This is a genomic window from Vibrio sp. 704 (genome assembly GCF_033339295.1).
The window spans coordinates 1-648 of the sequence record NZ_JAWOUH010000551.1; the positions used below are offsets into that span (position 1 = coordinate 1).

The 648-nt window shown below is 48.1% G+C and carries 1 protein-coding gene; it reads right to left on the minus strand.

What is annotated here, in order from left to right; translation table 11 throughout:
• Positions 1 to 648: ATP-binding protein (locus R7R24_RS27700; protein WP_318120274.1), on the minus strand; the 648-nt coding region annotated here is incomplete at both ends.

Here is a 648-nt window from a genome sequence, read left to right on the forward strand (position 1 = left end):
AGGCTTGGTTAGGACATGATCGGCACCTGCCGCGATAAAGTGGTCATGGGCCTCACGAAAGACATCCGCAGTATAGGCAAACAGCAACGTCTTTACCCCTAGCTTTTCGCGAATAAAACGAGTCGCTTCGACACCATTCATCTCTGGCATGTGATTATCCATCAAGATAAGGTCATAATCGTTGTCGCGTGCCTTTTCTACGGCAACCAGCCCGGTTTCTGCGACATCCACTGCGTGCCCTAACTTTTCGCAAAAGCCTTTCGCCACCAAAGCATTTACGCGGTTATCTTCTGCCAACAAAATGCGCAAGTTCTGAGTGCTTCGGGTTTGAACTGGCGTATGTTGCGGGCTCGGTTTTTCGCTCTCATTCCATGGTATTGGCAAAGTGACAATAAACTGCGTGCCGACCCCTTCTACGCTCTTTAAGGTAATAGAACCACCCATAAGTTCAGTGAGCTTTTTAACGATAGCCAACCCTAAACCCGTTCCTCCAAACCTTCTTGTAGTTGAAGAATCTGCTTGCTCGAAGGAGTTAAATACTCGCCCTTGTTTATCGGGCGCGATACCGATCCCCGTATCACTGACGATGATCAACAGCTGTTTGTCTTCACCATTTAACTCGGTACGAATCAGTACGTGCCCTTCATT